Source organism: Mesorhizobium sp. U510, from assembly GCF_059180695.1.
The window spans coordinates 280,568-307,167 of sequence record NZ_CP180532.1 but is presented as its reverse complement, the minus strand read 5'-3'; the positions used below and the strand labels follow the sequence as shown (position 1 = coordinate 307,167).

Below are 26,600 nucleotides of genomic sequence, written 5' to 3'. Positions count from 1 at the left end.
AGGGCTGGAATGCCGCCCTTCCGCGATCCGGGATCAGATGACCGGGAAGCCGGGGTGGCGTGCCGGCGGCTCCTGGCCGAAATAGTCCTTGAAGGCGGCATCGTAGAGCGCCGATTCATGGCCGAACATGGCTATGGTGAAGGTCTGGTTGACGTAGGTCAGCCAGTCGAGATCGCCCTGCCGCAAGGCCGCGCCGTAGAGCATCGAATACCAGCTCTTGCCGGCATCGAAGTATTTGTCCGGATTGCGCGAGGCGAGCCAACGCACGGTGGACAGATCGACAGCTGCCGCGTCGGCGCGCTTGGATTCCAGCGCCTGCAGCACGTTGGCCTGCGTGTCGATCTGCAGCACCTGTGCCTGCGGCAAGGCATAGTGGACGGAGCTTTCGGCATCGACATTCTGCAGGATGGAGATGCGCGTCGCCGAACCGCCGGCAAGCAGCTTGTCGAAGGTCTTGTTCTCGGCGGTGGGCAGCGTCAGCAAGGCGACGCCTTCGACGTAGTACGGCCGGCTGAAGTTGATCAGCTGCGAGCGCTGCGCCGTCATCGTCATGAACTGGATGGTGATGTCGACCTTGTTGGTGGTGACGTTGGGGATGCGCTGCGCCGGGTCCTGCATGACGAACTCGACCTTGGTCGGATCGTCGAACAGTCCTTTGGCCAGGATGCGCCCCATGGTGATGTCCATGCCGACCAGTTCGCCGGCATCGTTCTCGAAATGCCAGGGCGCGTTGGTGCTGCCGGTGCCGACGATAAGCTTGCCGCGGTCGAGCACGGTGCGCAGCAGGCTGTCGGATGCGGCCTGGGCGGCCGCCTTCTGCGCATCGACGGTTGCCAGCACGCCGGCTGTCGCCAGTCCCGCCATTCCCAATTTCAGAAAATCACGTCTTCCGGATGTGTCGTTCACGGCGACCTCCTTTCGTGTTGTGTTCCCCATGCACAGGCAAGACACACGTCGATGATTTCAAAGCGATTGTCTCTTACAAGAGACGCATGTATCCTGTACAAGACAGATACTAACACCAGGAATTGACAATGCAAGATGGCAATGCCTTGGTCGTTTCGGCCGACGAAAAGACGACCGCCTCCCGCGAGAAGGGCCTCAACCGGGTGCTCGAGATCCTGGACTTCCTGCACGCGACGCAGCGGGCGATCGGCATCGGCGACCTTGCCAAGGGGGTGAACGCACCGCGCTCGACGACCTACACGCTGGTGCGGTCGCTGGTCGACGCCGGTCTGCTGGAAATGGCGGGCGACGGCAACCGCGTCTATTTCGGCAAGAAGCTCTATCTCTATGGAATGGATTATGTGCGCGGCAACGACCTACTGCGTCGCGGGCGCCAGGAGGTCGACCATCTGTCGCGCGAGACCGGAGAGACATCGGAACTGTGCATGCTGCAGAGCGGCCGCTATACGATCGTCCACTCCAGCCCAGGTACCAGGCCGTTCCGCATCAGCTCCGCCACCGGCCTGCAGATACCGCTGCCGTGGACCGCGTCTGGCCGGCTGCTTCTGGCGGGGCTGGAGCGGGCCGAGGTCGAAGCCATGGTGTCGGAAGACGATCTCGTGCTGCCCGACGGCCGCAAGCTGCGGCTCGACGATTTCATCGACGACATCGCCAAAGCTGGGGTGACCGGCTACTGCGTCACCTCGGGCCTGGTCGATGCCTATACGAAATGTCTTGCCGTGCCGGTCTTTTCAGCGCCGGGCAAGGTCGAGGCAACGATGTGCCTGGTGGTTCCCATCGACACCTCCGACGAGCGGACCGGCAGTCTCATCGGCCTGCTGCGCGATCGCGCGGCCAGGTTGTCGATCGGCGGATAGGGAAAGCGTTCAGGCGATGATGTCTGGAATGATCTTGTCTTCCAGCTTCATCAGCCGGTCCTTGAGCGCCAGCTTCTTCTTCTTCATGCGCTGGATTTGCAGCGGGTCGCAATTGGTGGCGATCATCGCGTTGATCGCCGCATCGAAATCGGCGTGTTCCTGCTTCAGCCGGGAAAATTCGAGGCGAATATCGGCCTGTTCCTGATCGGACATTCTCTACCGTCTGCACGTCTGCGGCGCCCAAAAACTGGGCCTGATTGGGCGGGGGTGGCAATTTCTGCCACCGGCGCGCAGGCCATATCACATTTCACCTTGTCGTGGAATGCTACCACGCAGCATTCGACATCGCAGTCGGAAGGTGGCAAAGTGTCATTGTGCCGTCACAGAACGACCTGCGGTGGACGCCCCGTGACGGCTGCAATCGAGGAAAACCATGAAAGGGAGAACCAATCATGTCTCTTGCATCCCATCTTGATGAGTTGCAGCGGAAACACGGCGACATCGAACGCGAAATCGATGACGCGATGAACCACCCGTCGGTGGACGACCTCGAAATCGTGAATCTAAAGCGACGCAAGCTGGCACTCAAGGATGCGATTGAGAAACTGAAAGCGCAACCGACCACGCATTGATGCCCGACTGACATAGCCGCCGCTATGCGGTCTCCTTGCCGGCGGCAACCGCCGCCGGTGCTGTCGCTTTGATTTTCAACGCCAAGTCATAAGCCGCAGCTAACATCCCTCCGATCCCCCTTTTTGCCCCTGGCCATAGCCGGGTCTTGTCCTGTTTCAGCTCGCCGGCTGGGATCAATTGCTGCCAGTGGCGACCTGTCGCCATTGACAAGCCATCTTTGCTCCTCCACCTCATGCCCGAACCTCAGCGCATCGGCCCCGGGGAGTGCTTGTGCGTCCGAGTGGACGCACGGGGCTTCAGAGACAAAAGGCTGCCGGCATGACCGGATATTTTTCCTTTCCCTTCCCCCGCCGCACGTCGGTCGGCGTCGATGTCGGCGGCGTGGCCGTCGGCGGCGGCGCGCCTGTCGTGGTGCAATCGATGACCAACACCGACACGGCCGACATCGATCAAACCGTCGCGCAGGTCGCGGCACTGCACCGCGCCGGCTCCGAGATCGTGCGCATCACCGTCGACCGTGACGAGAGCGCCGCCGCCGTGCCGCGCATTCACGAACGCTTGCTGCGCCTCGGGATCAATGTGCCGCTGGTCGGCGACTTCCACTATATCGGCCACAAATTGCTAGCCGACCATCCGGCCTGCGCCGAGGCACTGGCCAAATACCGCATCAATCCGGGCAATGTCGGCTTCAAGGACAAGAAGGACCGGCAGTTCACGGATATCGTCGAAATGGCGATCAAGCATGACAAGCCGGTGCGCATCGGCGTCAATTGGGGCTCGCTCGACCAGGAGCTTCTGACCCGGCTGATGGACGACAACCAGGACAAGGGTTTCTCGCTCACGGCGCAGGAAGTGATGCGCGAGGCGATCGTGCAGTCGGCTATCCTGTCGGCCGAGATGGCCGAAGAGATAGGCCTTGGCCGCGACAAGATCATCCTGTCGGCCAAAGTCAGCGGCGTGCAGGACCTGATTGCCGTCTACACCGAGCTTGCGACCCGCTCCGACCATGCGCTGCATCTCGGCCTCACCGAGGCCGGCATGGGTTCGAAAGGCATCGTCGCCTCGTCCGCCGCCATGGGCATCCTCTTGCAGCAAGGCATCGGCGACACCATCCGCATCTCGCTGACGCCGGAGCCGAACGGCGACCGCACACGCGAAGTGCAGGTGTCGCAGGAACTTTTGCAGACCATGGGGTTCCGCCAGTTCGTGCCGATCGTCGCGGCTTGCCCCGGCTGCGGCCGCACCACCTCCACCGTGTTCCAGGAGCTTGCGCAGAACATCCAGGCCGACCTGCGCAAGAACATGCCGGTGTGGCGCGAAAAATATCCCGGGGTCGAGAACCTCAAGGTCGCGGTGATGGGCTGCATCGTCAACGGCCCGGGCGAATCCAAGCATGCCGATATCGGCATTTCGCTGCCCGGCACCGGCGAGACGCCGACAGCGCCCGTCTTCGTCGACGGCAAGAAGGCGGCGACGCTGCGCGGACCGTCGATCGCGGCGGATTTCGAGAAAATGGTCGCCGACTACATCGAGCAGAGGTTTGGGCGCGGCGGCAAAGCCGCGGCGGAGTAGACGAAATGCAGCGTTTCCTCAGGGTGACGCTGGTTCTGCTTTGCGCCCTGGGTTGCTCGACATCCGTTCAGGCCGATCCGCCGCAATCGGCCAAGCAGCGGCTGATCGACAAGGTCTGCAACCTGATCCAGGCCCATGCCGACCAGAACGGCCTGCCCCGGGATTTCTTTGCCCGGCTGATCTGGAAGGAAAGCCGTTTCGATCCCAATGCCGTCAGCCCCGTCGGCGCCGAAGGCATCGCCCAATTCATGCCGGGCACCGCCAAGATGCGGGGCCTCGAGAACTCCTTCGACATCAACCAAGCGATCCCGGCGTCGGCGAAATATCTCGCCGAAATGAAAACCAGCTACGGCAATCTTGGCCTTGCGGCGGCCGCTTACAATGCCGGCGAAAGCCGGGTGTCGCGCTGGCTGGGCTCGGGCGGCTTCCTGCCGATGGAGACCGAGAGCTATGTCTTCGACGTCATGGGCGAGCCGGTCGACAAGTTCACCGACCCCGCCTATGCCGGAAAAATCGTGCCGCTCGATGCCAAGACGGATTTTGCCGTCGCTTGCCGCAAACTGCCTGTCATCATGTCGCAGACCGTGGCGATGGCCTCGATCAACGTCAAACCATGGGGCGTCCAGGTGGCCGGCAATTTCCGCCGCAGTGCCGCTATCAGCCAGTGGCTCAGGGTCAGGAGCCGGTTTCCGGCGCTGCTTGCCGGCCATGATCCGGTGGTGAGCCGGGTGCGCACGCCGATCGGCCGGCGCGGCATCTATGCGGTCAGGATCGGGATCGACGATCGTGCCGCCGCCAATGTCATCTGCCAGAAATTGCAGAGCGTCGGCGGGGCGTGCGTGGTGGTGCGCAACCGGTAGGCTGGTCCGAGAGAGGCGTTTAACGATGACAGCCAGGATCGTTCTGCTCAATGGCGTCGGCAGTGCCGGCAAAAGCTCGATTGCCAGGGCGTTGCAGACAATAACCGCCGCGCCGTTCCTGCATGTCCAGATGGACAGTTTCCTCGAGATGCTGCCCGAGGCCTTGCAGAACCATGCCGATGGCTTCTCCTACGAAACCGTCCGACAGGACGGCAAACCCGCGGTCGTGATCAGGGCCGGGCCGGTGGGCGAAAAAACCCTGCGCGGCATGCGCCACGCCATTGCCGCCATGGCCGGGCAAGGCAACGACCTGATCGTCGACGATGTGCTGTGCAACGGCGAACTATCGGACTATGTCAAACTGCTGTCGGCCTTCGATCTCCATCTGGTCGGCGTGATGGCGCCGCTGCAGGTTCTGGAAGCCCGCGAAGCCCGGCGACCCGACAGACTGCCGGGGCTGGCGCGCTGGCAATATCCCCACGTGCACGCGGGGATAAGTTACGACCTCGAAGTCGACACCAGCCTGCTTACACCGTTGGAGTGCGCCCGTCGCATCCAGCAGCGATTTCAATTATAGGCGGCGGTGAACTGGCCGGGGTTGCCTGCCTGCGATGAACGACGAGGGCAGCGGGATGTTCGACGCCTACATTATCTGCGGCACGCCGAGAACCGGCAGCACCTTGCTGTGCAAGCTCCTGGCATCCACCGGGACATCGGGCGATCCGCACTCCTTCTATCGGCGGCAGGACCTGCCGGAATGGGCCGAGGAGTGGAAACTGCCAGCCCGCGACACGATGGGCGAGCTTGAATTCGACGTTGCCTATCTCGATGCGGCAATCACCGCCGGCAAGGGCGGGACAGGCATCTTCGGCCTGCGCCTGATGCGCGAAAACCTGGATGAGCTTTCGGCGATCCTCGACCGGATTTTCCCAGGGCTGGCGTCGGACGCGGCGCGTTTCGGAAGAGCTTTTGGCCGCATTCTCTACATACATCTGTCGCGTGAGAACAAGCTTGCGCAGGCGATCTCGCTGATCAAGGCACAGCAGACCGGTCTTTGGCACATTGCGCCCGACGGCACCGAGATCGAAAGGGTCGCACCGGCGCAAGAACCCCACTATGATTTCGAGCGGATCAAAGGGGAACTCGCCAAACTCGAAGCCTATGACACGGCGTGGAACATCTGGTTCGCGGCGCAAGGCATAACGCCGCTGCGCATCGGCTACGATCGTCTCTCCGCCGATCCGGCGGCGACCTTGCTGGCCATCTGCGAGGCCCTCGGCGTTCAACCGCCGAATGCCAGGAACATCCGGCCGGGCGTCGCAAAGCTCGCCGACGAGACAAGCCTCGACTGGATGCGCCGCTATCGTCAGGACGCGGCCGGCTGAGTATGGGGCCCGAGCAAGGCCGCAGCCTCGACGGCGGCGTGGATTGCGCCTGTCGCGCATGACAAGCATTTGGGCTATAGGCCGCGGCATGACCGATCCGATCTACAATGATCCCGACTTCGTTCAGTTCTACGACATCGAGAATCAGGATGGCCGCGCCGATTTCGACTATTGCGTCGGTCGTGCCCGGGATGGCGGCTCGGTTCTCGATCTTGGTTGCGGCACGGGTCAACTGGCCGCCGAGATGGCCCAAGGGCGCAACGTCACCGGTGTCGATCCCGCATCGGCCATGCTCGATATCGCGCGACGCAGGACCGGCGGTGACAAGGTCGACTGGGTTGTCGCCGACGCGCGAACGGTGCGGCTCGGGAGACGGTTTGATCTGGTGCTGCTCACCGGTCACGTTTTCCAGGTTTTCCTGACCGACGAGGATCAGCGGGCGGTGCTGCGTACCATCGCCGAACATCTCGGTCCCGGTGGGCGCTTCGTCTTCGACACGCGAAATCCCGCCGTGGAGGCGTGGCTGGAATGGACGCCGCGGCGCTCCGAAAGGATGGTGGAGCATCCTAGCCTTGGCACGGTCAGGGCTTGGTATGATGCCGACTGGGATGCCGCCAGTGCCGTGGTCACCTATTCGACCTTCTATGAAATTCCGGGCGGCAGGCCGATTCTGGGCGCGGAATCGAAAATAGCGTTTCCGAAGAGGGAAGATCTTGCCGGGATGCTGGATGACGCCGGCCTGCTGGTGGAGCAATGGCTCGGCGACTGGCAAGGCGAACCCTATGCGGACACCTCGCCGGAAATCATCCCGATCGGTCGGCTGCGCTGATCAGGCAGCCTGGCCGGATGTATCTCACGCCGTCTTGGCCACCACCGTCTCGCTGAGCCAGGTGCCGATTTTCGTCCCCAGACGATCGGGCGAAACCGGCTTCGGCAGATAGTCGTCCATGCCGGCATCGATGCACTTGTCGCGATCGCCCTTCAGCGCGTGCGCGGTGACGCCGATGATCGGGATGTGGCCGCCCGACGAGGTCTCGATCGCCCGGATGGCGCGGGTTGCCTCGTAGCCGTTCATCTCGGGCATCGAGACATCCATCAGGATCAGTTTCGGATGCAGCGACCGGTACATCTCGACCGCTGTACGGCCGTTGCCGGCGATGCGGTAACTCAGACCGAGCCCGTTGAGGATCTGGCCGAACACCAGCTGGTTCACCTCATTGTCCTCGGCGATGAGGATGTCGATCGGGCCGTTCGGCGTGGCGGTCGATTCCGGCGCTGCCATGACCGGCATGGCCGGGCCACGGATGACGGTGAAGGCAGGAGGAGCCGCCTGCGGGACCGGCTTCGGCTGGACCGGTTCGCGGATGAACTGCGCCTTGCCGACCTGCGAGCGGGCCTTCTGGATGACCGAGATGACCGTGCCGAGCAGGACCGCCGAGCGCGCCGGCTTGGTCAGATGCGCCGATATGCCGAAGTCGATGATCATTTTGCCGAAATCGACCTGATCGACCGAGGTCAGGATGACGATCGGAATGGCTGACAGCCGGCTGTCGGCGGCGATGGCCCGGGCGACATCGGCGCCATTCATGCCGGGCATTTGGTAATCGAGGATGATGCAGTCGACGCTGGCGCCGAGCTGGCAGGCCCGATCGAGGAAGGCCAGCCCCACCGCGCCGCTTTCGGCGGCAGCGCAGTCGAAGCTCCAGCTTTTGAGCTGCTCGAGCAGGATTTCGCGGTTGACCGGATTGTCGTCGATGACCAGCACGCGCGCGCCGGTGACGTCGACCGGCACGATCGCATCACGCGCCTCGGCATGATGCACGGGAAGCGGCACCGCGAACCAGAAGACGGAGCCGCGCCCGATCTCGCTCTCGACGCCGATCTTGCCGGCCATCAGGTCGACGAGGCGGGCGGCGATGGCAAGGCCAAGGCCGGTGCCTTCGTGACGCCGGGTCGACGAGCCGTCGACCTGCGCGAATTTCTCGAACACGTTCTGCAGTTTCTCGGCCGGGATGCCGATGCCGGTGTCCTCGACGCGCAGCCTGAGCTGGACGACATCGTTGATGGTTTCGCCGCCGACATCGATCAGCACGTGGCCCTTCTCGGTGAACTTCACCGCATTGCCGACCAGATTGGTGACGATCTGCCGGAAGCGGCCGGCGTCGCCGACGACATGGGCCGGCAGGCGCGGATCGACGCGCACGATCAGTTCGAGGTTCTTCTCGGCGACGCGTGCCGAGACCAGTGTCGCTACGTCCTCGACCGCTTCGGTGAGACGGAAAGGGGCAGGGTCCAGGGTGAGCTGTCCGGCGTTGATCTTGGAGAAATCGAGGATGTCGTTGATGATGGTGAGCAGCGCATTGCCGGATTTGACGATGACGTCGGTGAAGGTCTTCTGGCGCGGGGTCAGTTCGGTCTTGGCCAGCAGTTCGGCCATGCCGAGCACGCCGTTCATCGGTGTGCGGATCTCGTGGCTCATATTGGCAAGGAATTCCGACTTGGCGCGATCGGCGGCCTCGGCCTTGAACAGGGATTCAGCCGACTGGGCAAAGGCGCGGCGGATCGCCTGCTCCATCGGCCGGAAGATCCAGAAGGCGACGATGGCCAGGACGCCGAACAACAGGCCGCTCGCCCACAACAGCAACCGGTCGCTGGACGCGTCGGCCAGATGGCGCTCTTCATCCATCGCGGTGCGGACGCGGACCAGCATCGGCTGAACGAACAGGTCGTTCTGATTGCGGATTTCCCTATAGCTCCATTCATCGGCCTTCTGCGCCACCGACATGAGATTGAAGTTGCGCACCATGTCATGCGCCGACCAGAACAAATCGCCGTTGACCGACGCGGTTTCGAGTTCGTTGAGGGTCTTGGCCGACAGGCGCGAGCGCAGCGCGGCGAACTGGGCGGTCAGCGTGTCGATCTCACCGGTCAGGCGTTCGGAATGGTCGCGGGCCGAAGCGGTCAGCGCATCGCGCGTTTCGTTGCGCCAGGCGGAACCGGTGGTCTCGGCGAAGCTGGTGGCGTTGCGCAGGTCGCGGGTGAAGACGACGAGGTTGCTGCTCAGCGCGTCAACCTCATGACGGAAGGAATTGACACGGTTGAGCGCGACCATGATGGCCGCGGAAGCCAGTGCGAAAATCAGCAATCCTGAAAGATAGCGAATCCGGACAAACCGGATGAAGGAAGAATATTCCGGCATGCGCAACCCCAACACATACGCATTATTTTAACGACCGGGATTACGCTTCATTTACATTAAGATTTCGTTCGCGCGACCGCCGCGATTGCTCGTTCGTACGGCGATGGGGCGATCAGATCGACGCGGTGATGCCGCCGTCGACATAGAGGATATGGCCGTTGACGAAGGACGAGGCGTCGGAGGCCAGGAACACGCAGGCTCCGACCAGTTCCTCCACCTTGCCCCAGCGGCCGGCCGGGGTGCGCTTTTCGAGCCAGCCGCTGAAAGCCGGATCGGCGACAAGGGCGGCATTCAGCGGCGTGTCGAAATAGCCGGGGGCGATGGCGTTGCATTGCAGGCCGTGTTTGGCCCAGTCCGTCGCCATGCCCTTGGTCAGGTTGCCGACCGCGCCCTTCGTCGCCGTGTAAGGGGCGATGCCGGGGCGGGCGAGTGCGGTCTGCACGGAGGCGATGTTGATGATCTTGCCGCGGCCGCGGCTGATCATGTGGCGCGCGACCGCCTGGCCGACATGGAAGACGCTGGCGACATTGGTCTGCAGCAGCCGCTCGAAAGCATCGGCGGGAAAATCCTCGAGCGGCGTGCGGAACTGCATGCCGGCATTGTTGACCAATATGTCGATGGGGCCGCCGGACAGCTCGAAATTGTCGATCGCGGAACGGACACCGTCATGATCGGTCGCGTCGAAAACAAGTGTTTGCGCCCCGGGGATCTGCGCCGCCGCGGCGCCGAGCTTGGCTGCGTCGCGGCCGTTGAGGATCACGTTCGCGCCGGCTTGCGCCAGGCCCTTGGCAAGAGCGAACCCAATGCCTTGCGACGAGCCGGTTACGAGCGCCCGGCGCCCGCTGAGATCGAACAGATTGGCCGGCATCGAAGCTAATCTCCCGTTTGTCTCTCAACCCGCACCGACATCGGCGGGCACTCAGCTGTTGCGCGTCGCGATGAAGGTCGCAGCCTGCTTCAGCAGTGCCGCCTGGTCGCCAAAGGGGTCGAGCAGCGCGTGCGCCTGCCCGACAAGGCCGTGCAACTGGCTGCGCGCCCAGTTCGCGCCATGCAGCGCCACCAGTGTTCCCTTGCCGGCTGCGGCATCCTTGCCGGTCGCCTTGCCCATCTGGCTGGCGTCGGCGGTCAGGTCGAGCAGGTCGTCGGCAAGCTGGAAGGCAAGGCCGATGGCCGAGCCGAATTCGGCCAGTCTTTCGCGGTCCTCGGCCGCAGCGCCAGCGATGATGGCGCCGGCCTCGCAGGCGAAGCGGATCAGCGCGCCAGTCTTCATCGCCTGCAGCGTTATGATGCCTGCCTCGTCGGGCGGCGTCTGCTCGGCTTCGAGGTCGAGCTTCTGGCCACCGACCATGCCGCCGGCTCCGGCCGCACGGGCAAGCGCCAGCACCAAGGCCGCCCGCCGCTCCGCCGGCAGCACGGTTGCCTCGCCGGCGACGATGTCGAAGGCCAGCGTCAGCAAGGCGTCGCCGGCCAGGATCGCGGTTGCCTCGTCGAAGGCCTTGTGCACTGTCGGCTGGCCACGGCGCAGATCATCGTCATCCATCGCCGGCAAATCGTCATGGATCAGCGAATAGCAATGCACGCATTCGAGTGCCGCCGCGACGCGCAGTGCTGCTTCGCCGTCGGCGGAGAAAAGGGCAGCACTTTCCATGACCAGGAGGGGGCGCAGGCGCTTGCCGCCGTTCAGCACGCCATGGCGCATCGCCGCCATCAGGCGATCGGGCCGCGCGATCTCGCCCGAAAGCGGGCGATCGTCGAGCAAGCGCCGCAGCAGCACCTCGACGGCCGCTGCCCGCCTGATGAGCGCCATTTCGAACGCCATTTCGTCGTCATTCGTCATGGTCGGGACCGGTAGCCGACACTCAGACGTTGCGCAAGAAGGCAAGCGCCATTATGCCGGAGCGAGGAGAAGCACGGGTTGGGCGGCTTGGCGGAACCGATCGTCGATCATGAAACCGAAAAGCTGGACATGGCGACGAGATCGCGCGGCTTGAACCGCCGCGGTCTCAGGCGCTGGGTCCGGCGCGGCCTTGTCGTGGCCGCGGTGCTGGCGCTCATCCCGACAGTGCTGACCTTCCTTTACCTACCGTCCTTCGTGCACCCGGTATCGACGCTGATGCTGAAGGACCTAGCGACTTTCTCCGGCTATGACCGGCGCTGGGTGTCGATCGACGATGTCGCGCCGGTTCTGGCCCATTCCGTCATCATGTCGGAGGACGGGCAGTTCTGCTTCCACCGCGGCGTCGATCTCGGCGAATTGCGCGGCGTCGTCGACGATGCGCTGGCCGGCGAGGCGACGCGCGGCGCCTCGACCATCACCATGCAGACGGTGAAGAACCTTTTTCTCTGGTCGCGCCCACTGGGCTCGGTGCGCAAGGTCGTCGAACTGCCGCTGGCGGTCTATTTCGACGCGGTGATGTCGAAGCGCCGCATCATGGAGATCTATCTCAACATCGCCGAATGGGGGCCGGGCATCTACGGCATCGAGGCGGCGGCGCAGCACCATTTCGGCATTCCGGCAAAACAGCTGTCGCGCCGGCAGGCCGCACTTCTCGCCGTCACCTTGCCCAATCCGATCGCCCGCAATCCGGCCAAACCCGGGCCGGGCCTCAGACGGCTCGCCAATCTGATCGAGCGGCGCGCCGGCCGCTCCGGCGCCTATGTCGGCTGTCTGGAGTAGGGCGTGTCGATGTTCAGGTGATGCCGGCCTGCAAACGGCTGACACCTGCGCTTCCGGTGCTCACGTACTTCAAGTACGCTCCGCTCCGGTTCTCGGTATCCTCGTTTTCGACTCGGCCTGACCTGAACCTCAACACGCCCTAGCCTAGCCGACTCAAAAAAATTCATGGCAGCGCTGGCCAAAACGGTGTCAGGCGTGTATAGGCACCCGACTTTCTCAGATTTAGGCCCCGACATGGCCCTTTCACGAGGGCGGGCGGGGCTTTTGACCATGTAGTGGAGCATATCCATGGCCGTTCCGAAACGCAAAACCTCTCCGTCCAAGCGCGGCATGCGCCGCTCGGCCGACGCCCTCAAGGCCCCGACCTATGTCGAGGACAAGAATTCCGGCGAAATGCGCCGTCCGCATCACATCGACCTGAAGACCGGCATGTATCGCGGTCGCCAGGTGCTGACCCCCAAGGAAGGCTGAAACCAGCTTTTTTGAAGGATTGAGTTACAAAGGACCGGCCTCTGGCCGGTCTTTTTGCGTTTGGCGAACCTTAACGGGCTCGGGCTACGACCTCCATCCCGAGGATCCTGATCGGCAGCTTGAAGCTGCCTCCAGCGGCGTGGCCAAGCGTGTCGGATTGGCGCGCCGCTTGATCCTCTCTGCCTGACGACCATCGACGCGACTTCCCCAAATCAAACTCAGCTTTCCAGCATCATTGCGACCATTGAATCCTGTGCTCGTTGTTTTTCGACGCGGGTGGGATTGTCATGGATGGTTTCTTATGCAATTTTCTTAATAATAGTCGGAAATCGACACCAATGGGGAATTACATGTGGGATTTCGTCAGCACGAGTGATCTCGACGACACCGAGCAGGCGGTGCTTTCCCAGCTCAAGGTCGATGGACGGATGTCGAGCGTCGATATTGCTAAGCGCATCGGCGTCACCGAAGCGACAGTGCGGCGCAAGATGGCGCGCGTCCTCGAGGATCCGGACATCTGCATCCAGGCGGTCGTGCGCCCCTTGCGCAGCGATGTCGGCATCGCTGCCATTGTTGGGTTCGACGTCGACCGCGAGCACATCATCAGCGTCGCCCGGAAACTGTCGGAATACTCGTTCGTCGACAGCGTCTACGCCATGACCGGGCCGTTCGACATCATCATCCAACTCACTTTGCCATCGACGACCAGCCTGCACGACTTCCTCGTCAGCGAACTGGCGAACGTTCCCGGAATCAAGGATTCCGAGAGCTACATGATCGGCCGCGTGTTCAAGCACTCAGGCCGGGCCTACCAGCGCAGCAAAACCGAAGAAAAAAAAGAGGGTAACAATGGGTGAGTTCCTGTCCGCATCGCGCCGCCGCGTCCTGTCTCTGCTTGCCGCCGCGCCGCTCTTCCTGTCCTTCGCATCCGCCGCTCATGCCGATGGGCTGGTCGACCAGATCAAGCAGCGCGGCACAATCGTCGTCGGCACCGAGGCTGCCTTCGAACCGTTCGAGTTCGTCCGTGACGGCCAGATCGTGGGCTACAACAAGGACATTCTTGACTACGTCGTCAGCCAGCTCGGCGTGAAGCTCGACCAGCTCAATTTGCCCTTCCAGGGCCTGCTGCCGGGCCTGCTGGCCAAGAAGTTCGACCTGATGGCGACGTCGACCGGCATCAACGCCGAGCGGGCGGCGAAATACGCCTACACAAGGCCGACGGGCTCGTTCGAGAACGTCATCGTCGTTCGTGCCGACGAGGAGCGCATAAAGAAACCCGAAGACATCAACGGCATGGTGGTAGCGACGCAGCTTGCTTCTTCAGTGCAGCCGGTCATCGAGGCCTATGACAAGGAGCTCAAGGACAAGGGCGGCAAGGGGGTCGGCGAGCTGAAGCTGTTCACCTCCTTCCCCGAGACGCATGTCGCTCTCGCCTCCGGCCAGGTCGATGCAATCGTCATCGCCTCGCCTTCGGCGGCGGTGCTGATGAAGAACGTCCCGGACACCTACAAGGTGGTCGGCTCGATCGGCGAGTTCTCCTACCTGTCCTGGGTGGTACGGCCGGAGGACAAGGACCTGCGTGAATTCATCAACGCCAAGATCGGCGAGCTGAAGGACAGCGGCAAGTTGAAGGAGCTGCAGCTGAAATGGTTCGGCTTCGAAATGAAGACGCCAGACCAGGGCTATCTTCCGCCCGGCGCGCTCTGAGCTCTCGCGACCCCTGAACTTGTCTGGCGCGGCGCAAACGATGGGCTGTCGTGGCCATCGACGGCGCCAGGCGGTGCTCCTCCGTTCGAGCTGAAAAATGCTTCATTTTTCAAAGACGCTGACCTTCCTGCCGCAATTCTTCACCGGCGCCGGCATCACGCTCGGCGTCTCGGCGCTGGGGTTCATCGTCGGCACAGTGATCGGCTTCGGCCTGCTCGCCTGCGGCCGGTCGCGCTGGCGGGTGGTCCGCTGGATCGGCGCGCTCTACACCAGCTTCATCCGTGGCACGCCACTGATCGTGCAGATTTTCGTCGTCTACTACGTGCTGCCGGGCCTGGTCGGCATCGACTTGCCGCCGCTTCTGGCGGCGTTCTGGCGCTCAGCTTCAACAGCGCGGCCTTCGTCGCCGAAATCCTGCGTGCCGGGCTGACCCGCATTCCCGCCGGTCAGTATGAGGCGGCCAAGGCGCTCGGCCTGAAGCCTGTCGTGACCTGGTTCAAGATCATCATGCCGCAGCTGTTCGGCGCCATCATTCCGCCGATGGTCAACGAGTTCACCATGCTGGTGAAGGCCTCGTCCATCCTGTCGGTGATCGCGGTGGTCGAGCTGACCCGCACCGCGCAAAACATCATGAATGTCACCTATCGGCCGGTCGAAGCGTTCTGCGTGGCGGCGGTGTTGTATTTCATCGTGCTGTTCTCCTGCAGCCTTTTGACCCGGCATCTGGAGCGCAAGGCGGAGGGAGCGCGCGCATGACGTTCGACTTCTCCGTCATCGCGGACAATTGGCAGATCCTAGCCAAGGGCTTTGGCACCACGGTGCTGATGTGCACCGTGTCGCTGCCGCTCGGCTTCGCGCTCGGGGTCGTGCTGGCGCTGGTCAAGTTGAGGGGCGGGCGGCTGCCGGCTGCCGTCGTCTCGGCCTACGTCGAAATCTTCCGCAACATCCCGTTCCTGATCCAGATCTTCCTCCTGTTCTATGCCCTGCCGATGTTCGGCATCCGGCTTTCGCCGGTAGTGGTTTCGATCGGCGCGCTGTCGGCCTATGCCAGCGCCTATTCCGCTGAGATCATCAGAGGCGCGATCCAGTCCATCTCTTATGGCCAGGTCGAAGCCGGCTATGCGTTGGGGCTGCGCTACCTCACCATCTTCCGCAAGATACTGATACCGCAGGTGCTCGGCTACATCCTGCCGGCCGCCACCAATCTCACCATCACGCTGATCAAGGAATCGGCAATCCTGTCGGCGATCACGGTTCCCGAACTCACCTACATGGCCCAGAACATCATCGGCCGCACCTTCTCGCCGGTGGAGATCTTCACCGCCATCGCATTGCTGTACTGGGGTTTGACCGCCCTCGTCGCGGCAGTCTCTCGCAGCCTGGAGCACAGGCTGCAGCCGCATCTCGCAGCCCGCCGTGGCGCCTGATCCAAAAGCCTTCAATGCAGAGGAGACCCCATGTCCAAACTCACCACCTCGCCTCGCGATGTCTTCCAGACATTCCTGAACTTCCCGCTGGTCGAGGATCTCGACACGCTGAAGGCCGATGTAGCCATCATTGGCATGCCCTATGGCGATCCCTATACGATCGACGAGCTGATCAACGACCAGACCAACGCGCCGACGGCGGTGCGGCGCGCCTCGCAGCGCATCAGCCAGGGGCTCGACCGCTATGATTTCGACATTGGCGGGCCGGTCTTCGCCGGCCAGGACATCAAGGTGGTCGATGTCGGCGACGTGCCCGGCAATGCCGCCGATCATGTCGGGCACTACAAGAGAGCTGAGGCGGCGATCCGAAAGATCCGCGCCGCCGGCGCCCTGCCGATAACCATTGGCGGCGACCATGGCATTCCGATCCCGATCTTCCGTGCGTTCGACGGCGAAGGCCCGATCACGCTGGTGCAGCTCGACGCCCATCTCGACTGGCGCGACAATGTCAACGGCGTTAAGGAGGGTTATTCCAGCACCATCCGCCGGGCCTCGGAGATGGCGCATATCAAGCACATCTTTCAGGTCGGCATTCGTGGCCAGGGCAGCGCACGCACCGAAGAGGTTGAGGCGGCCCGCGCCTACGGCGCCAACATCATCACCACCAATGAATGGCAGGATATCGGTACAGCGGCGCTGCTCAAACGCATTCCAGACGGCGGCCGCTACTACCTCACCATCGATGCCGACGGACTTGACCCGGCGGTTATGCCGGCGGTTGAGGGGCCGCAGCCGGGCGGCATCAGCTACCGCCAGACGATCGAGCTGATCCAGGGGCTGGTCGGCAAGGGCCGTCTCGTCGGCATGGATATCGTCGAAATCGCGCCGGCGCGCGATGTCAACGAGATCACCTCGATGACGGCGGGCCATATCATCCTCAATGTCATCGGGGCCGCCGTGCGCGCCGGTTACTTCAAGCGCTGAGCCTCTGGCTCAAGCTTGCACCATGTCGACCGGGCAACCGGCTGACATGGTTGTTGCATCCGGTCTTCGACCGTGTTTGCGGCTTCGCACGAAAAATCTTGACGGCGTGGCTGTGGCGCATTCTACAGAAGGTGCCCCCATATGGAGACGCCAGATGTTCGGTGCCGTCCCGCTCTTGATCGTGCCTTTCATTCTCTACAATCTTGGCCTGCTCGGAATTTTCGGCGGCGGCGACGACCCGTGGGGGAGCGAGATCTTCTCGTTCCGCATGATGTCGGGCGGGGTGTTCTCGATGACGCTCGGCGACCTGATGATACTGATCGCGCTGATCTTCCTGTTCCTCGAAATGGTGAAGTCGGCGCGCACGACCAGCGCCTCGATCATGGACCATCTCCTGTCGACGCTGGTCTTCGTCGCCTTCCTGGTCGAATTCCTGCTGGTCAAGGGCGCGGCGCACTCGATCTTCTTCACGCTGATGATCATCGCGCTGTTCGACGTGATGGCCGGGTTCGCGGTGTCGATGCGGTCGGCGAGCCGCGACATCAATTTGAATTAGGTCCTCAGCGCAGACGTTTGGCTGGCGCTTGCGCTGACAGTCGGCGGAAACGTCCATCGGGTCGTCATCCTGGGGCGTAGCAAGGAGCGTAGCGACGCAGCGCAGACCCCAGGATCCATGCCGGGACTCCGAAGCGTCGCCACGGTCCAGAATTCTTCTCCGCTGTACCCGTCAGCAAGGTCGCGGAATGGATCCTCGGGTCTCCGCGACGGAGCTTCGCTCCAGCTCCGCCCGTGGATGACGAAGTTTCAGCCCGGATCCGCGGTGAAACCGGCGGCCTCGATGCCGGCGATGGCCGCGGCCTCGTCATTGTCCGACGTGTCGCCCGAAATGCCAACGGCGCCGATGATAGTGCCGGCCTTGTCACGGATCAGCACGCCGCCGACAACCGGCAGCACACGTCCACCCGACACGTCCGAGATGCCGGCGACCAGATGCGGGCGCTCCTTGGCGAAGGCCTCGACCTTGCGCGAGCCCATGCCGATGGCCAGCGCGCCATAGGCCTTGCCCGCCGACATTTGCGGGCGCAGGAACGAGGCGCCGTCCTGGCGCTCGAAGGCGACCAGATGGCCGCCAGCGTCAAGGACTGAGACGCCGAGCGGCTTGAGCTTGAGTTCAGCGCCCTTGGCGAAGGCGGCATCGATGATTTGCCGGGCCTTTTCGAGCGGCAGTGCGGTCATGGCAATCTCCTGTTGGGAAGGGGACAATCATCGACGGTCAGCCGGCCGAAGCAATCCCGGTTTCGGTTGAAATTGCTTCTTGTGAAGCGGTGGGATGAGGGGCCGCTGCCGCCAGGGTGGTGCCGGCGAGCGACTGGATCGACAGGCGAACGGTGTCGGCGGGTCAGGCCGGGTTGCCGAAGGGCCGTGCGGCTATTTCTTCTTGGCGCGGGCAGGCTTCTTGGCGGGCGCCGCCGGCGCGTTGGCTAGGTCTTCGGCTTCCTTGGCCAGCCGCAGAGCCCGCAGCTTGTCGGTCTTGGCCTTGCGGGCGTCGCTCTCGGCGGCATATTCCGCCATCGCCTTCTGGCGGACGGTGGCCGCCTCTTCCTGCTTCTTGAAGCGCAGATCGGCGCGCGCGCGGGCGGCATCCCGAGAGTTCTCAACCAAGACCTTATCCAATCCCGTGAATTGTGGTTTCTGCTTCTTCTAGCAGAGCCGGCCTCGAAACGGGGGAAAATAGTTGGTTAGGCGGCCGGGCTGGCGCCGAGAGCCTTGCCGGCGACCACGGCTTGATAGGCGGCCTGCAGGGTCACACGGACAGAAGGACCGGATGCCGTGTCGAGCGCCATACCCAGATGCTCATGGCGCAACTCGTCCATGAATTTCTCCCACATTGGCGGTCCGCCCTTTTCCAGCAGTTCGGCGCGGATCGAGAGTTCCTCGCTGGTTGGCAGCCAGACGCGGCCCCAAGCGCCGAGATGGGCCAGGATCGGCACCAGCGTGATGGCCATCTCGGTCAGGCTGTAGATCGCCTTCTGCTTGTGACTGGGATCGTCGGCCTTGGTCAGCATGCCCAACTCCATCAGCCGCTTCAGCCGGTCGGCGAGGATGTTGGAGGCGATGCCTTCGATCGATCCGTTGAGCAGTTCGCGGAAATGCCGCCTGCCGCCAAAAATCATGTCGCGAAGGATGATCAGGCTCCAGCGGTCGCCGAACACTTCCAGCGACAGGTTGATCGGGCAGCCGGACCGGCGATCGAGGCTCATTCGATTCTCTCCACGCAAAACCAGTTGCATTATCGTATCAGTTTTATTATGGTGCAACCGATTGCAAAATGCAATCAGATTAGGAGACTGAGTGATGACGACGATCAATCGCCCCGAGATCAAATCCGAAGTCTTCGGCGATCCCGAAAATCCCGCGCTGCTTTTGATCATGGGCGCGATGGCCTCGATGCTGTGGTGGCCGGAGGCGTTTTGCCGGGAGCTGGCGGATGCCGGCTTGTATGTGATCCGCTACGACAATCGCGATACCGGCCGTTCGACCAAATATCCGCCCGGCAAGCCGCCCTACACATTCGACGACATGGCGGACGATGCGATTGGTGTGCTCGACAGCCACGGCATCGGGAAGGCCCATGTCGCCGGCATGTCGATGGGCGGCATGATCGCGCAACTCGTGGCGCTCAAGCACCCCTCCCGTGTCGCGTCGCTGACGGTGATCAGCAGTTCGCCGGTGGGGATGGACACTTCGCATCTGCCGCAGACAACCGACGCCTATATCGAGCACTCGGCCGCGGGCGCCGATGTCGACTGGTCGGACTGCGGCCAGGTGATCGATTTCGTGGTCAAGGATGCGCGGGCGATCGCCAGCACCATACATCCGTTCGACGAAGCCCGGATGAGAGCCTTCATCGAACAGGACTACGACCGCTCCGGCGGGTTCCTGAGCGCAACCAATCATTTTTCACTCAAGGGTGGCGATGCGTGGAAGGGGCGGTTGCCGGGGATGGCCGCGCCACTGCTGATCATCCATGGCACTTCAGATCCGATCTTTCCGGTCGAACATGGCGAGGCGCTGGCCAAAACGGTCGCCAGCGCGAAACTCCTTCGTATCGCGGGCGGCGGCCATGAGCTTCATCCGCAAGACTGGCCCGACATAGAAGCCGCCATCGTCGCCCATATCAGGTCCAACTGAACCATCGCAGGCGGTCTTGACGGGCAAGGCATGTCGCAATAGTTAAGTAAATGCTTCAGTGTTGATCTCCCGATCGACGAACCACGAAACAGAAGAGCAAAGAATGTCCCTGACGCTGCATTTCCATCCGCTGGCCTCTTTCTGCTGGAAGCCGCTGATCGCGCTCTACGAGAACGCCACCGCCTTCAACCCGGTCATCGTCGATCTCGGCGACGAGCACTCGCGAGCGGCTTTCCTGAAGATATCGCCGAGCGGCAAGATGCCGGCGCTGCGCGATGATGCGCGCGGCCGCACGGTGCTGGAATCGACCATCGTCGTGGAATATCTGGCCGCGCACTATCCGAGGCCGGTCGAACTCGTTGCCGCCGACATTGACCTGGCGCTGGCGGTCCGCCAGGCCGACCGCTTCTATGATTTCTATGTGCAGGAGCCGATGCAGAAGATCGTTGGCGACCGGTTGCGACCGCAAGACAAAACCGATCCGTTCGGCGTCGAGCAGGCGCGCGACCAGCTGCGCAATTCCCATCGTCGAGCAGGAGATGCAGTCGAAGACCTGGGCGGTGGGCGACGCCTTCAGCCTGGCCGATTGCGCGGCGTCTCCGGCACTCTTCTATGCCAACAAGGTCGAGCCGTTCGGTGACAAATATCCCGCCGTGAAGCGCTATCACGACCGCCTGCTGCAGCGCCCTGCCTTTGCCAGGGTGATCGAGGAGGCGCAGCCCTACTTCAAGTTCTTCCCCTACAATGACGGCTGACCGCGATGCTCCACGATCCCGCCCAGCTCGACCTGATGTTCCAGGCGCTTGCCGATCCGGCGCGGCGGCAAATGGTCGACCGGCTGTCGCGCGGTCCGGCCTCGGTCACCCAGCTGGCCGAGCCGCTGGCAATGTCGCTGTCGGCTGTCGTCCAGCATCTCAATCTTCTGGAAGCAAGCGGCCTGGTGCGCACGCAGAAGGTTGGACGGGTGCGGACTTGCCAGATCGAGCCCAAGGCGCTGAGGGCGGCCGAGCACTGGATCAACGAGCGGCGCCTCTCCTGGGAACGCCGGCTGGATCGGCTCGGCGATTTTCTGGCGGAAACCAAAGACGAAAACTGAAGGAGGCCATCATGACCGAACCATCGGTGACCCACGCAACAATCGTGCTGGAGCGCATCTACGAAGCCTCGCCGGCGCGGGTGTTCCAGGCCCTTGCCGACCCACAGGCGCGCGCCCGCTGGGGAACGCCGTCGAAAAATGTCGACCTGGTCTACGACAAGGCCGATTTCCGTGTCGGCGGGCTGGATATCAGCCGCTGCGGGCCGCGCGGCAGCCTGATTTACCGCGTCGAGACCCGCTACATCGATATCGAGCCGGAGCAACGCATCGTTTCGACCGAGCTCGTTTGCGAGGGTTGGAACCGGCTTTCCGTCTCGCTGGTCACGGTCGAGCTTCAGCCAGTGGGGACGTCAACGCGGCTGGTGCTGACCGACCAGATCGCGGCCTTTGGCGGCAAGGACATGATCGCCGGCAGCCAGGCAGGGTTTAGCGCTGCGCTGGACAATCTGGCGGTGGAACTCCGGCATCAGCCGGTTGATGCCTGAAGCCTAAGCGCCGGCAGGACCTATTTCGGCAAACCAGTTTACCAACAAGGACCAGACATGATCGAACGATCCGTCGTCCATTCCACCTTCATCATAGAGCGTCTCTATCCGGCGGCGCCGTCGAAAGTCTTCTTCGCGCTCAGCAACGCGGACGCCAAGCGGCGCTGGTTCACCGATCCCGACAATCCGATGCCGGGCCGTTTTCAAATGGACTTTCGCATCGGCGGCAAGGAGGTCAATGCCGGCGGGCCGAAAGATGGCCCGATCCACGTCTACACAGCCACCTATCAGGACATCGTGCGGGACCAGCGCATCGTCTACAGCTATGACATGCTGTTCGGCGAAACCCGCATCTCCGTGTCGCTGGCCACGATCGAACTTTTTGCCGACGGCAAGGGCACGCGGCTGGTGCTGACCGAGCAGGGCGCTTTCCTCGATGGTCACGACACATCGTCGTCGCGCGAGCACGGGACCGGAGTGTTGCTCGATTTGCTCGGCGCTTTTCTGAACGAGAAGACCTGAAAGTGGCTGATCGCTCGCCCGCCAGAAACGGTCAGGCTTCCCAGAATTGATCGAGCCAGATGTTGAGTCTCAGGAAGCCGGCATTGCTTACCGTGTAAACGCGCCGCGTGCCTTCAGCCTTGGCGTTGACCAGTCCGGCGTCGAGCAACACTTTCAGATGCTGTGACACGGCCGGGCGTGAGACTGGAAGTCCGGACGCCAACTCGTTGACGGTCTTCGGACCGCGTCGAAGTTCTTCCAGAAGGTGGCGCCGATTGGGGTCGGCGATCGCCATGAAGGCGTCGGAAAACATCATGCCTCATTTGTGAGGCAAAGTTTTTCGAATCTCAACTGTCCACTTCTGCTTTTCTTCTTGGATCAAGCCGCAATGCTTCCGGCGTCACCGAGCGGTCGGCCGGCTGCGTCTTGAAGGCGTCGCGATCGCCGATCGGCACCGGGGCGCGGCGGCTGATGCGCAGCAGCGTGTAGCCTGCCAACGACAGATGTGCGAAGGCGGTCGCCAGGAACAGGCCCTCCGGGCGCATCCAGCCCATCAGCGCCGCCGCCAGCAAGGGCCCGATCATGGTGCCGAAGCCGTAAAGCAGCAGCAGTCCGCCGGACACCTTGACGAAGTCCTCGGCACGGGCGTGGTCGTTGGCATGCGCTACGGCGATCGAATAGAGCGTATAGGCGAAAGCGCCGTAAGCGGCGGTGGAGACGATGACGAAAATGCCGGAGCGCGGTTGAAACAGGAAGATCAGGAGCGCGAACAGCGCCGCGCCGAAAGCAGCACCGGCCAATACGAAACGCCGGTCGGTCTTGTCGGAGAGACGTCCGGCCGGCAGCTGCATGGCGGCACCGGCGACGACGACAAGGCTCATCATCAAGGCGATCTCGGCGGTGGAAATGCCGATGCGGGCGCCATAGACCGCACCCAGCGTGCCCCAGGCACCGTTGGCGATGCCGATCAAAACGCAGGCGATGGCCGATACCGGCGAGTTGGCGTAGAGCCCCTTGACGTCGAGCTTGACGTCCTGCAGCGGCTTGGGGTGCGACGCCGTCGAAACCGCGGTCGGGATCAGCGACAGGCAGAACAGTATGCCGGTGATCATGAACAGTGACGCCGATTTCACGTCGCCGCCGGCGACGATCATCTGGCCGCCCATGATCGAGGCATAGGTGACCATCATATAGAGGCCGAAGACGGTGCCGCGGTTCTCGTTGGTGGCCTTCTCGTTCAGCCAGCTTTCGATGACCATGAAGGCGCCGGCCATGGTGAAGCCGGTAAAGGCACGCAGCAGGATCCAGACATATTCATCGATGATCAGGCCTGTGAGCAGGGCCACGATGGCGCCGGACGCGGCGAAGGCGCCGAAGGCGCGCACATGCCCGGCGCGGCGCACGATGCGCGGGGCAAAGAAGCAGCCGGTGACGAAGCCGCCGGCCCAGGCCGTGCCCATCAGGCCGAGCGATGCGGTGGAGAACCCTTCCACCTGGCCGCGCAGGGGAAGCAGCAGCCCATGCAGACCCGATGCCGCCAGCAGGAAGGCAGTGCCGCGAAGTAGGGAGAGGATCGGTCGGTAGGATGCGAGCATTTATTGATCCGGCTGGACTCTGGAGGGACTCAAGGTCTGAAGACAGTCGCATTCGGGCTTTTCGGCGGCGGGGCTGTTCCACCGGTCTGCCTATCCGCGGCGGAACAGTGCCTCGGCGGCCGATTTGGTGTTGTCCTTGGCCTTGAGCTCCGCCTCCAGCCTGGCGATTTCGTCGCGAAGGATGCCGATGCGCTCCGACAGTTCACCGACGGAAAGCAGCGACAGGTCCTGCCCGATCTCGTGCGGGCGCGCCTTCTTCTTGGGTTCGTCGTCGAAGATCGCCATCGTTGCTCCTCCTCCGCCACACCAGATTGGCCATTTGCCTGATTTGGCAATCAGCATACATAGGGCAAGGGCGTCGATGCAAACAGCCGGTAAGAATGCGGCGAGGAAAGACGGGAAACTTCATGGCGAGCGTACAAAAAATTCCGGCAAGGATGACGGCAATCGCGATCTCGGAACCGGGTGGCCCACGGGTGCTGAAACCGGAAACGCGCGATGTGCCGCAGCCCGGCCCGGGCGAGATCCTGATCAAGGTTCATGCCGCCGGCGTCAACCGGCCCGATGTGCAGCAGCGCAAGGGCGCCTATCCACCGCCGCCCGGCGCATCGGACCTTCCGGGCCTCGAAGTGTCGGGCGAAGTGGCTGCCCTTGGCGACGAGATATCGCGCTGGCGCATCGGCGACCGGGTGTGCGCGCTCACCCCCGGCGGCGGCTATGCCGAATATGTCAAGGTTCATACCGGCAGCGTGCTGCCGCTGCCCGCCGGTTTCACCCACACGGAAGCAGCGGCCGTGCCGGAAAACTATTTCACCGTCTGGCACAATGTGTTCGAACGCGGCGGCCTGACGAAGGGCGAGACGCTGCTGGTGCATGGCGGCTCGTCGGGCATCGGCACGACGGCGATCCAACTGGCCTCGGCCTTCGGCGCCTATGTCATCACCACCGCCGGATCCAGGGAGAAATGCGACGCCTGCCTGAAGCTCGGCGCCGACCGGGCGATCAATTACCGCGAGGAGGATTTCGTCACGGCGGTCAAGGAGGCGACGGAAGGCAAGGGCGCCAATGTCATCCTCGACATGGTCGGTGGCGACTATGTCCAGCGAAACTACGAGGCGGCGGCGGTCGAGGGCCGCATCGTCCAGATCGCCGTGCAGGCTGGTGCCGTCGCCAGCGCCGATTTTTCCAAGATCATGGTCAAGCGGCTGACCCATACGGGGTCGACGCTCAGGCCGCGCACCGTCGAGTTCAAGGCGGCGATCGCGGCGGCACTGGAGGCACAGGTGTGGCCACTGCTCGGCACGCGCAAGGTCGCACCCGTCATGGACATGATCTACCCGCTGACCGATGCCTGGCGCGCGCATGAGCGGATGGAAGAGGGCGAGCATATCGGCAAGATCGTGCTCGACGTCGGCTAGGACGTATCGATATTCCGGTGAGGCCGGCCTGCAAATGGCTAATACCTGCGCTTCCGGTGCTCGCGTACGAAAAGTACGCTCCGCTCCGGTTCTCGGTACCAACCATTTTCGACTCGGCCTGACCGGAATCTCGACACGTCCTGGGACAGCGCCCTTCGCCCCTGCCTACAAGATGAACAGAGGCTTAATGGTGCAATGCAGCATTTGCATCATTGCTATGCAAAATCGGCCGTTCAAGTCCTCATCGATGATCACTATCTGTGCAGCATCGAAACGAACACCCCATCAGGAGGACTACCATGAACCCGATCCGCGCTTACCGTAACTGGCGCATGTACAACGAGACCGTGCGCGAACTGAACCGTCTCAACGCCCGTCAGCTCAGCGATCTCGGCATCAACCGCGCCGACATCGAACGGATCGCCCGCCAGGCGATCTGATATCAAGCATGACCCGGCCGCAGGGCCGGGCTCATGTTGAGAAGTAGAGCCGTCGCAGACGTTCCCCGTTTCCGGTTCCGAGCCCGCTGGACCTTGTCCAGCGGGTTTTGTCTTTTTGGGACCAGTGCAATTGCCTGGCGATTCCAGGAGCGCGCGCGGCACTTGCGCGGCCTGCCCAAAAGTGCGGGTCCCCTTGGCTAATGTCGCTGGCGGCCCAGCCATCCGAACGTGCTTGCCTGCTCCCGAACCCATCGGAGCGGCCGCGCTTCCAAAAACATTGCGAAACGGCAAGGGAACGGTTATACAGGCCGCGAATTTCCCATTTTGGTGGCTCTAAACCACCGCCCGCGCGGGAACGCGGGCGAACGAGAAGGATTTTTCTAATGGCCAATACGCTGTTGATGCCCAAGGCGACCGCCGTCTGGCTGGTCGACAACACCGCGCTCTCCTTCGAGCAGATCGCGCAGTTCTGTGGGCTGCATCCGCTCGAGGTCAAGGCGATCGCCGACGGCGAATCGGCGCAAGGCATCAAGGGCATGGACCCGATCATGACCGGCCAGCTGACTCGCGACGAGATCGCGCGCGCCGAGAAGGACCCGAACCAGCGCCTGAAGCTTTCCGACCCTAAGGTGCGGGTGCCGGAATCCAAGCGCAAAGGCCCGCGCTACACGCCGCTGTCGAAGCGCCAGGACCGGCCGAACGCCATCCTGTGGCTGGTGCGCAATCATCCCGAACTCAAGGACGCGCAGATCTCGCGTCTCGTCGGCACCACCAAGTCGACGATCGAGCAGATCCGCGAACGCAAGCACTGGAATTCGGCCAATCTGCAGCCGATGGATCCTGTGACGCTGGGTCTCGCCTCGCAGATCGACCTCGACATGGAAGTCAACCGCGCCTCGCGCGGCCGCGAACAGGCGCAGCCGGTCGGCGACACGCTGCTGCCGGCGGCCCTGACCGAGCGGCTGGTTCCGGCCCCCGAAAAGCCGAAGGACGAGGATGCCGAACTCGACGCCAGCGCCGTGTTCGCCAAGCTCTCGGCGCTGAAGTCGAAGAACGAAGACGCTGACGACGAGTAAGGTCTGCGACAGTCCAAAAAAAGCCCGCTTCGAGCGGGCTTTTTTATTCCATATGCAAT

The 26,600-nt window shown here is 62.9% G+C and carries 34 protein-coding genes and 1 pseudogene; 24 read left to right on the top strand and 11 right to left on the bottom strand.

The genetic code is table 11. The annotated features are described in order from the left end of the window. Positions 1–33: 33 nt before the first annotated feature. Complete coding sequence (locus ACLGL5_RS03350; protein WP_019861667.1) at positions 34–864, bottom strand: transporter substrate-binding protein; 831 nt, start codon at positions 862–864, stop codon at positions 34–36. Between the two features lie 170 nt (positions 865–1,034). Between ACLGL5_RS03350 and ACLGL5_RS03345 the strand changes: the two genes are divergently transcribed. After that, positions 1,035–1,823, top strand: coding sequence for an IclR family transcriptional regulator (locus ACLGL5_RS03345; RefSeq protein ID WP_069090328.1), 789 nt, complete (start codon positions 1,035–1,037; stop codon positions 1,821–1,823). A 9-nt stretch (positions 1,824–1,832) separates the two neighbouring features. Here ACLGL5_RS03345 and ACLGL5_RS03340 read toward each other — a convergent pair whose 3' ends face one another. Beyond that, on the bottom strand, positions 1,833–2,036 hold the full coding sequence (locus ACLGL5_RS03340) for a YdcH family protein (protein WP_010911954.1): 204 nt from the start codon (positions 2,034–2,036) through the stop codon (positions 1,833–1,835). Between the two features lie 239 nt (positions 2,037–2,275). Here ACLGL5_RS03340 and ACLGL5_RS03335 point away from each other — a divergent pair, with 239 nt between their 5' ends. The 6 genes from ACLGL5_RS03335 (at position 2,276) to ACLGL5_RS03310 (ending at position 7,102) form a co-directional block, all read left to right on the top strand. Continuing rightward, positions 2,276–2,455, top strand: a complete 180-nt coding sequence (locus tag ACLGL5_RS03335; protein ID WP_010911953.1) for a YdcH family protein — start codon at positions 2,276–2,278, stop codon at positions 2,453–2,455. A gap of 319 nt (positions 2,456–2,774) precedes the next feature. Next, entirely contained in the window at positions 2,775–4,028 is a 1,254-nt protein-coding gene (gene ispG / locus ACLGL5_RS03330) for a flavodoxin-dependent (E)-4-hydroxy-3-methylbut-2-enyl-diphosphate synthase (RefSeq protein WP_069090326.1), read from the top strand. A gap of 5 nt (positions 4,029–4,033) precedes the next feature. Continuing rightward, complete coding sequence (locus ACLGL5_RS03325; RefSeq protein WP_038650172.1) at positions 4,034–4,888, top strand: lytic transglycosylase domain-containing protein; 855 nt, start codon at positions 4,034–4,036, stop codon at positions 4,886–4,888. Positions 4,889–4,913: 25 nt separating this feature from the next. Further along, the gene (locus tag ACLGL5_RS03320; RefSeq protein WP_027047482.1) at positions 4,914–5,465 is read left to right on the top strand and encodes a phosphotransferase-like protein; all 552 of its coding nucleotides are present in this window, start codon (positions 4,914–4,916) and stop codon (positions 5,463–5,465) included. A 55-nt stretch (positions 5,466–5,520) separates the two neighbouring features. Then, positions 5,521–6,273, top strand: a complete 753-nt coding sequence (locus ACLGL5_RS03315; RefSeq protein WP_244839720.1) for a Stf0 family sulfotransferase — start codon at positions 5,521–5,523, stop codon at positions 6,271–6,273. Between the two features lie 88 nt (positions 6,274–6,361). Next, positions 6,362–7,102, top strand: a complete 741-nt coding sequence (locus ACLGL5_RS03310) for a class I SAM-dependent methyltransferase (protein ID WP_069090325.1) — start codon at positions 6,362–6,364, stop codon at positions 7,100–7,102. A gap of 24 nt (positions 7,103–7,126) precedes the next feature. On the opposite strand, the gene ACLGL5_RS03305 is transcribed toward ACLGL5_RS03310, so the two are convergent. From ACLGL5_RS03305 to ACLGL5_RS03295, 3 genes are all read right to left on the bottom strand, one after another. Beyond that, positions 7,127–9,472, bottom strand: a complete 2,346-nt coding sequence (locus ACLGL5_RS03305; RefSeq protein ID WP_069090324.1) for a response regulator — start codon at positions 9,470–9,472, stop codon at positions 7,127–7,129. A 112-nt stretch (positions 9,473–9,584) separates the two neighbouring features. After that, positions 9,585–10,340, bottom strand: a complete 756-nt coding sequence (locus tag ACLGL5_RS03300) for an SDR family oxidoreductase (RefSeq protein ID WP_019861659.1) — start codon at positions 10,338–10,340, stop codon at positions 9,585–9,587. Positions 10,341–10,391: 51 nt separating this feature from the next. Continuing rightward, positions 10,392–11,309: a polyprenyl synthetase family protein gene (locus tag ACLGL5_RS03295; RefSeq protein WP_038650167.1), complete on the bottom strand. Its 918-nt coding sequence runs from the start codon at positions 11,307–11,309 to the stop codon at positions 10,392–10,394. Between the two features lie 78 nt (positions 11,310–11,387). Here ACLGL5_RS03295 and ACLGL5_RS03290 point away from each other — a divergent pair, with 78 nt between their 5' ends. From ACLGL5_RS03290 to ACLGL5_RS03250, 9 genes are all read left to right on the top strand, one after another. Continuing rightward, on the top strand, positions 11,388–12,149 hold the full coding sequence (locus tag ACLGL5_RS03290; protein ID WP_019861657.1) for a biosynthetic peptidoglycan transglycosylase: 762 nt from the start codon (positions 11,388–11,390) through the stop codon (positions 12,147–12,149). 288 nt (positions 12,150–12,437) lie between these two features. Beyond that, on the top strand, positions 12,438–12,620 hold the full coding sequence (gene rpmF, locus ACLGL5_RS03285; RefSeq protein WP_008873867.1) for a 50S ribosomal protein L32: 183 nt from the start codon (positions 12,438–12,440) through the stop codon (positions 12,618–12,620). A gap of 260 nt (positions 12,621–12,880) precedes the next feature. Further along, complete coding sequence (locus ACLGL5_RS03280) at positions 12,881–13,477, top strand: Lrp/AsnC family transcriptional regulator (protein WP_080643833.1); 597 nt, start codon at positions 12,881–12,883, stop codon at positions 13,475–13,477. Further along, positions 13,470–14,327 (top strand): transporter substrate-binding domain-containing protein, encoded by an 858-nt coding sequence (locus ACLGL5_RS03275; protein WP_038650161.1) that lies wholly within the window; start codon positions 13,470–13,472, stop codon positions 14,325–14,327. The genes ACLGL5_RS03280 and ACLGL5_RS03275 overlap by 8 nt, the downstream gene beginning before the upstream one ends. Positions 14,328–14,424: 97 nt before the next feature. After that, positions 14,425–14,757, top strand: a complete 333-nt coding sequence (locus tag ACLGL5_RS03270; RefSeq protein WP_245306983.1) for an ABC transporter permease subunit — start codon at positions 14,425–14,427, stop codon at positions 14,755–14,757. Continuing rightward, positions 14,700–15,083, top strand: a complete 384-nt coding sequence (locus ACLGL5_RS03265; protein WP_348628526.1) for an amino acid ABC transporter permease — start codon at positions 14,700–14,702, stop codon at positions 15,081–15,083. Before ACLGL5_RS03270 ends, ACLGL5_RS03265 begins: the two co-directional genes overlap by 58 nt. Continuing rightward, entirely contained in the window at positions 15,080–15,754 is a 675-nt protein-coding gene (locus tag ACLGL5_RS03260; RefSeq protein WP_019861653.1) for an amino acid ABC transporter permease, read from the top strand. Before ACLGL5_RS03265 ends, ACLGL5_RS03260 begins: the two co-directional genes overlap by 4 nt. Positions 15,755–15,784: 30 nt before the next feature. Continuing rightward, entirely contained in the window at positions 15,785–16,738 is a 954-nt protein-coding gene (locus ACLGL5_RS03255; RefSeq protein WP_019861652.1) for an agmatinase, read from the top strand. 154 nt (positions 16,739–16,892) lie between these two features. After that, positions 16,893–17,294, top strand: a complete 402-nt coding sequence (locus ACLGL5_RS03250) for a hypothetical protein (RefSeq protein ID WP_019861651.1) — start codon at positions 16,893–16,895, stop codon at positions 17,292–17,294. A 248-nt stretch (positions 17,295–17,542) separates the two neighbouring features. On the opposite strand, the gene ACLGL5_RS03245 is transcribed toward ACLGL5_RS03250, so the two are convergent. The 3 genes from ACLGL5_RS03245 to ACLGL5_RS03235 form a co-directional block, all read right to left on the bottom strand. Continuing rightward, positions 17,543–17,974 carry a GlcG/HbpS family heme-binding protein gene (locus ACLGL5_RS03245; RefSeq protein WP_038650156.1) on the bottom strand — a complete coding sequence of 144 codons (432 nt, stop codon included), beginning with the start codon at positions 17,972–17,974 and terminating at the stop codon, positions 17,543–17,545. Positions 17,975–18,166: 192 nt separating this feature from the next. Further along, positions 18,167–18,400: a hypothetical protein gene (locus ACLGL5_RS03240; RefSeq protein ID WP_020629062.1), complete on the bottom strand. Its 234-nt coding sequence runs from the start codon at positions 18,398–18,400 to the stop codon at positions 18,167–18,169. 77 nt (positions 18,401–18,477) lie between these two features. Beyond that, entirely contained in the window at positions 18,478–18,999 is a 522-nt protein-coding gene (locus tag ACLGL5_RS03235) for a winged helix-turn-helix transcriptional regulator (RefSeq protein ID WP_019861648.1), read from the bottom strand. 94 nt (positions 19,000–19,093) lie between these two features. Between ACLGL5_RS03235 and ACLGL5_RS03230 the strand changes: the two genes are divergently transcribed. From ACLGL5_RS03230 to ACLGL5_RS03210, 5 genes and pseudogenes are all read left to right on the top strand, one after another. After that, complete coding sequence (locus ACLGL5_RS03230; RefSeq protein ID WP_069090323.1) at positions 19,094–19,930, top strand: alpha/beta fold hydrolase; 837 nt, start codon at positions 19,094–19,096, stop codon at positions 19,928–19,930. A gap of 103 nt (positions 19,931–20,033) precedes the next feature. Continuing rightward, a pseudogene (locus ACLGL5_RS03225) lies at positions 20,034–20,685 on the top strand (glutathione S-transferase family protein). A gap of 5 nt (positions 20,686–20,690) precedes the next feature. Continuing rightward, positions 20,691–21,026 (top strand): ArsR/SmtB family transcription factor, encoded by a 336-nt coding sequence (locus ACLGL5_RS03220; RefSeq protein WP_069090322.1) that lies wholly within the window; start codon positions 20,691–20,693, stop codon positions 21,024–21,026. Between the two features lie 11 nt (positions 21,027–21,037). Continuing rightward, positions 21,038–21,511 (top strand): SRPBCC family protein, encoded by a 474-nt coding sequence (locus ACLGL5_RS03215; RefSeq protein ID WP_019861644.1) that lies wholly within the window; start codon positions 21,038–21,040, stop codon positions 21,509–21,511. A 57-nt stretch (positions 21,512–21,568) separates the two neighbouring features. After that, a complete protein-coding gene (locus ACLGL5_RS03210; RefSeq protein WP_069090321.1) occupies positions 21,569–22,033 on the top strand; it encodes an SRPBCC family protein in 465 nt (154 codons plus the stop codon). A 31-nt stretch (positions 22,034–22,064) separates the two neighbouring features. Here the strand turns inward: ACLGL5_RS03210 and ACLGL5_RS03205 are convergent, their stop codons facing one another. From ACLGL5_RS03205 to ACLGL5_RS03195, 3 genes are all read right to left on the bottom strand, one after another. Further along, the gene (locus ACLGL5_RS03205) at positions 22,065–22,328 is read right to left on the bottom strand and encodes an ArsR/SmtB family transcription factor (protein ID WP_019861642.1); all 264 of its coding nucleotides are present in this window, start codon (positions 22,326–22,328) and stop codon (positions 22,065–22,067) included. A 31-nt stretch (positions 22,329–22,359) separates the two neighbouring features. Then, a complete protein-coding gene (locus ACLGL5_RS03200) occupies positions 22,360–23,607 on the bottom strand; it encodes an MFS transporter (RefSeq protein ID WP_069090320.1) in 1,248 nt (415 codons plus the stop codon). Between the two features lie 90 nt (positions 23,608–23,697). Next, complete coding sequence (locus tag ACLGL5_RS03195) at positions 23,698–23,892, bottom strand: DUF1192 domain-containing protein (protein WP_027047479.1); 195 nt, start codon at positions 23,890–23,892, stop codon at positions 23,698–23,700. 122 nt (positions 23,893–24,014) lie between these two features. On the opposite strand from ACLGL5_RS03195, the gene ACLGL5_RS03190 reads away from it, so the two are divergent. The 3 genes from ACLGL5_RS03190 (at position 24,015) to ACLGL5_RS03180 (ending at position 26,541) form a co-directional block, all read left to right on the top strand. Next, a complete protein-coding gene (locus ACLGL5_RS03190; protein ID WP_069090319.1) occupies positions 24,015–25,025 on the top strand; it encodes an NAD(P)H-quinone oxidoreductase in 1,011 nt (336 codons plus the stop codon). Positions 25,026–25,324: 299 nt separating this feature from the next. Beyond that, positions 25,325–25,465 carry a DUF1127 domain-containing protein gene (locus tag ACLGL5_RS03185; RefSeq protein ID WP_064981134.1) on the top strand — a complete coding sequence of 47 codons (141 nt, stop codon included), beginning with the start codon at positions 25,325–25,327 and terminating at the stop codon, positions 25,463–25,465. 383 nt (positions 25,466–25,848) lie between these two features. Continuing rightward, a complete protein-coding gene (locus ACLGL5_RS03180) occupies positions 25,849–26,541 on the top strand; it encodes a DUF1013 domain-containing protein (protein WP_019861638.1) in 693 nt (230 codons plus the stop codon). The last annotated feature ends 59 nt before the right edge of the window (positions 26,542–26,600 follow it).